The 4834-nt window shown below is 66.0% G+C and carries 2 protein-coding genes; both read left to right on the plus strand.

Annotated elements, in window-relative coordinates:
* A partial coding sequence (locus tag ACN269_RS33375) for a PfaD family polyunsaturated fatty acid/polyketide biosynthesis protein (RefSeq protein ID WP_421477121.1) occupies positions 1 to 1444 on the plus strand: 1444 nt, incomplete at its 5' end.
* A 107-nt stretch (positions 1445 to 1551) separates the two neighbouring features.
* The coding region (locus ACN269_RS33380; protein ID WP_421477123.1) for a beta-ketoacyl synthase N-terminal-like domain-containing protein at positions 1552 to 4834 on the plus strand (3283 nt) is incomplete at its 3' end.

The raw sequence follows: 4834 nt of genomic DNA on the forward strand, positions 1-4834 counted from the left end.
GTCGGCCACCGCGCACCAGGACGTGCTGGCCGTCCTGCCGCCGATTTATCCCGAGTGGCTAGGAGAGCGTGGTTTCACCGCGACGCATGGGGTGCGATTCCCTTACGTGATTGGCGAGATGGCGCGTGGGATCGCCACTGCGCGAATGGCCGTCGAGGGTGTACGGGCCGGCGTGATGGGCTTCTTCGGAAGCGCCGGGCTCGATCTCGGCACCGTCGAGGCCGGCGTGCGCGAGATTCAGGGTGCCCTGGGACCGGACGCCGGCGGTTGGGGTGCCAACCTGATTCACAACGTCCAAGACGATCGGCTCGAGCTGGCGACGATCGACCTCTTCCATCGCCTCGGTGTCCGCTGCGTGTCGGCATCGGCCTTCATGAAGCTCACCCCCGCGATTGTGCTTTTCGCCGCGAAAGGGCTGCGCCGCGGTCCCGACGGCCAGGTCATCCGGTCCGGACGCATTTTCGCCAAGGTCTCTCGCGAAGAGGTCGCGCGCCTATTCCTTTCCCCTGCCCCGGAAGCGATGTTGCGCGCCTTGGTCACTGAAGGCCGAATCACTGCAGAAGAAGCCGAACTCGCGAGCGCAATCCCGATCGCAGAGGACATCACCGCCGAAGCGGACTCGGGCGGCCACACCGACAACCGTGCGCTGACCGTGCTGCTGCCACGCCTCATTGCATTGCGCGACACGATTGCCGCCAGTCACAACTACGCGGTCTGGCCGCGGGTGGGCGCGGCGGGCGGACTCGGGACACCTGCCGGCGTCGCAGCCGCATTCGCGATCGGCGCAGCCTACGTCCTGACCGGATCGGTCAACCAGTCGGCAGTGGAAAGCGGCTTGTCGGAGGACGCGCGAAATCTGCTTGCCCTGGCCCAATCTACGGATGTGGCGATGGCACCCGCCGCCGACATGTTCGAGCAGGGGGTGACCGTGCAGGTTCTGAAGCGGGGCACGATGTTCGCCCAGCGAGGCCAGCGGCTGTTCGATTTCTACCGCCGCTACTCCGCGTTCGAGGATGCCCCGAGGCATGAACTGGAGAATCTTGAGAAAGCAGTGCTCGGCCGCAGCGTCCCCGAGATCTGGACCGAGACCGAGGCATTCTTTGCGGCCAGGGACCCACGACAGGTAGAGCGTGCGGGCGAGGACCCCAAGCACCGCATGGCGCTGGTGTTTCGCTGGTACCTGTTCAACGGTGCGCAGTGGGCTCGCGAGGGTCACACCGAGCGACGTGCCGACTACCAGATCTGGTGCGGTCCAGCGATGGGCGCATTCAACGAATGGGTGCGGGGGAGTTTCCTGGAACCGGTGGCTGCGCGCACGGTTCGCCAGATCGCGCTCAACATGCTGGAGGGAGCTGCGACCGTGACACGAGCTGGTCAGCTACGTGCAGCCGGTGTTGCGATGCCGGCCTCCGCCTTCGATTTTCGTCCACGTCCACTCGGCTGAGTCGCCAACTGAATCCCACAAATTTCCTGTCCACCCCTCTCGGATAAGGGTTTACATTGACCGACCACACGGAAACCCCCGTCGCCACTCCAATCGCTGTCGTCGGAATGACGGCCATCTATCCAGGGGAGGCGGGGCTTACCGGCTACTGGCGGACCATCACCAGCGGACGCGACGCCATCGGCGATGTGCCGCCTTCACATTGGCTGATCGAGGACTACTTCGATGCCGATCCCAAGGCGCCGGACAAGACCTACTGCAAGCGTGGCGGATTCATTGACCCGGTGAACTTCGATCCGATCCAGTTCGGATTGCCGCCGAACGCGTTGCCGTCGACGGACTCCGCGCAGATCCTCGCGCTGATCGCGGCCAAGCAGGTGCTAGACCAGGTGACACGCGATGGTGCGGAGGTCGACCTGGACCGTGTGGACGTGGTGCTCGGGGTGGCCTCCACCACCGAGCTCGTTGTCCAGGTGGGTGCCCGCATGCAGCGGCCGATCTGGCGTAAGGCGTTGCTGGAGAACGGCTTGCCGGAGGACGAGGCCGACGAGATCTGCCAGGACATCGCGGATCACTACATACCGTGGCAGGAGAGCACGTTCCCGGGTCTGCTCGGCAATGTCGTCGCCGGCCGCGTCGCCAACCGGCTCAATCTCGGCGGCGCGAACTTCGTCACCGACGCCGCCTGCGCCAGCTCGTTGTCGTCGCTGCAGTCGGCCCTGCACCGGCTCTACCTGCACGAGTCGGACATGGTGCTGACCGGCGGTGTCGACGCGCTCAACGACATCATGATGTACATGTGCTTCTCCAAGACGCCGGCGTTCTCGGCGACCGGTGACTGCCGGCCGTTCTCGGACGGCGCCGACGGCACCATCATCGGCGAGGGTGTGGGCATGTTGGCGCTCAAGCGCCTTGCCGACGCCGAACGAGACGGAGACCTGATCCACGCCGTCATTCGCGGGCTGGGATCCTCCTCGGACGGGCGAGCCTCCAGCGTCTATGCGCCGCGCTCCGAAGGTCAGGCCAAGGCGTTGCGCCGCGCCTACGAACGTGCCGGATATGAGCCGTCGACCGTCGAACTCGTCGAAGCTCACGGCACTGCGACGAAGGCCGGCGACGTTGCCGAATTCGCCGGCCTCAAGTCGGTGTTCAACGATGCCGATGCGCGTATCGCGCTCGGCTCGGTCAAGTCTCAGATCGGCCACACCAAGGCGGCTGCCGGCGCCGCGGGACTCATCAAAGCCGTGCTCGCACTGCAGCATTCGACGCTGCCCGGCACGCTGAAGGTGGAGCAGCCGAATCCCGCGCTGAACTTGGCCGACACATCGTTCTACGTCAATGCCCAGACCCGCCCCTGGGTGCGAAACGGTGATCGGCCGCGCCGCGCCGCCGTCAGCTCCTTCGGCTTCGGCGGCAGCAACTTCCACGTGACGCTCGAGGAGTACCGGGGCGTGCAGCGCGCGAAGCGGCTCAGGGCGATGCCCACCGAGGTGGTGGTGCTCAGCGCGTCGAGCGAAGCCGACCTTGCGGCTCGGGCTGGCGACATCATCGGCCAGGTGCGCGCCGGTGAGAGCCTTGCTCGGATCGCCTTCGAGTGCGCGGACAAGTTCGACGCGGCGCAGCCGGCGCGCGCAGGTCTGGTCGCGGCCGATACCGCCTCACTTGAGACACTTGCTGACCGGTTGAAGAGTGCGGTGACGGCAGGCACCGTCTCCGAGCTCAAGGACCCGAACATTGCTGTCGGTTTCGGGCCGGCCCGGGACGGAAAGACGGCGTTCCTCTTTCCGGGTCAGGGCAGCCAGTACGTCGGGATGGGCGCCGACCTCGCATTGTCCTTCCCCGAAGCTCTCGCGGTGTGGGATGGCCTTGAAGGTGACCTCGCTGACTTGCCCGGTGTGGTGTTCCCAGAGCCGGTATTCGATGCGGCGTCCGCCGATGCACAGCGGACAGAGCTCACCGCGATGGCCAACGCCCAACCGGCCATCGCGACCACCAGCCTTGCGCAGCTTGCGCTGCTGGACGTCCTGGGTGTGACGGCCGAGGCCGCTGCCGGTCACAGCTTCGGAGAGGTCACCGCGCTGGCAGCGGCCGGCGTCATCCCGATGGAACGGCTCGTCGAAACCGCGCGCAAGCGCGGCGTGCTGATGGCCGAGGCCGGACACGGCAAGGACGGTGCCATGCTGGCCGTCGCCACCAGCGCCGAAAATGTGTGTAGGCTGCTGGATTCGAATCCGGATACACCCGAGTCGCTGGTGATCGCCAACGACAATGCGCCTGCGCAGGTGGTGTTGGCGGGGTACGCGTCTGACATCACCTGGGCGGAAGGCGAGGCGAAGTCGGCGGGTTGGACGTCGCGTCGGCTTCCGGTGGCATCGGCGTTCCATTCACCGATCGTCGCTTCGAGTTCGGAACCGTTGGCCGATTACCTGAAGTCGCTGAAACTCAAGGAGGCGAACTTCCCGGTCTATGCGAATGCGACCGCGCAGGTGTACGGCGAACAGGTGGAAGTTCAGCTCGCCGACCAGGTCCGTCAGTCGGTGAAGTTCCGCGAGATGATCGAGGCGATGGCCCGAGACGGCGTGACCCGGTTCATCGAGGTCGGTCCGGGCCGGGTCCTGACCGGACTTGTCGGTCAGATCCTCGCCAAGGCACCGCACATCGCGGTGGCCCTTGACGATCCGAAGGCCGGCGGCATGCGTGGCTGGCATCGCGGGCTGGCTACCTTGGCCGCCGATGGTGTGGCGCTCGATCTGGTATCTCTATTCGACCACTACGAGGAGCCGGCGAAGTTCGTTGCGCCGCCGGCACATGCCGTGAAGGTGGGTGGAGCAAACCTTGGTAAGCCCTATCCGCCGGTCGACGGGAAGGTGTCGATTACGCCGAAGCGCACCCGCGCCAGAGCGTCGGTGACACCGACGCCGGTTGCCGAAGCAGCCCACATGAAACCCGAGGCGCCGCACGCGGAAACGCCTGCGCCGCAACGAATGACGTCCCCGACAGTGCAGCGCAACGATGCGCCAGAGATTCAGAGAATGGAAGCGCCTGTGGTTCAACGGACCGACGTGTCGTCAGCTGCGGTCGAAACGGCACGGTCGCCGCTGTCGGTGGACGCTTGGAGTGTTATCGATCGCATCCAGCAGGAGACCGCCGAGCAGCACCAGCGCTATCTCGATGTGACGACGCAGAGTCACCAGGCGTTTCTGGACGTGTCGGTGCAGATGATGGCCGAGATCATGGGCGACCAAGCTGGTGCTGCCGTGGAGGCACCGAGGTACGTCCAGAGCGAGGTCGTGCAGGCGCCCAGAGCGGTGCATGCGATCGAGGCGGCTCCTGTTGCGCCCGCCCCCTCGGCGCCCCAACCAGTGCCCGCCCAGCAACCGGCACCGGCCG

This window comes from Micromonospora sp. WMMD736, assembly GCF_049179015.1.
Lineage (GTDB): Bacteria > Actinomycetota > Actinomycetes > Mycobacteriales > Micromonosporaceae > Micromonospora.